Consider the following 259-nt stretch of genomic DNA (forward strand, 5'->3'; position numbering starts at 1 on the left):
GGGTAGTCACGTTGATAAATACTGTCTATTAACCAACGGCCAATCCCCGGCCATGAAAAAATAACCTCGGTGATCATAGCAAGGGTGATCAAGGTGCTAAATTGCAAACCAATTTGCTTTATGACTGGCAGTAATGCATTTCTTAGGGCGTGATGAATAATAAGCTGCCCACGGTTAAGGCCTTTAGCGCGAGCTGTTTTGATAAAGTTTTGATCCATTACTTTTAACATTGACTCGCGAGTAAAGCGTACCAATACAG

General features: G+C 42.1%; 1 protein-coding gene. It reads right to left on the reverse strand.

Annotated elements, in window-relative coordinates; genetic code table 11:
• On the reverse strand, positions 1–259 hold a 259-nt coding region (locus tag AAEY62_RS23225; protein WP_350636799.1), incomplete at both ends, for an ABC transporter permease subunit.

It is taken from the genome of Pseudoalteromonas sp. GW168-MNA-CIBAN-0100 (assembly GCF_040309225.1).
GTDB classification, from domain to species: domain Bacteria; phylum Pseudomonadota; class Gammaproteobacteria; order Enterobacterales; family Alteromonadaceae; genus Pseudoalteromonas; species Pseudoalteromonas arctica.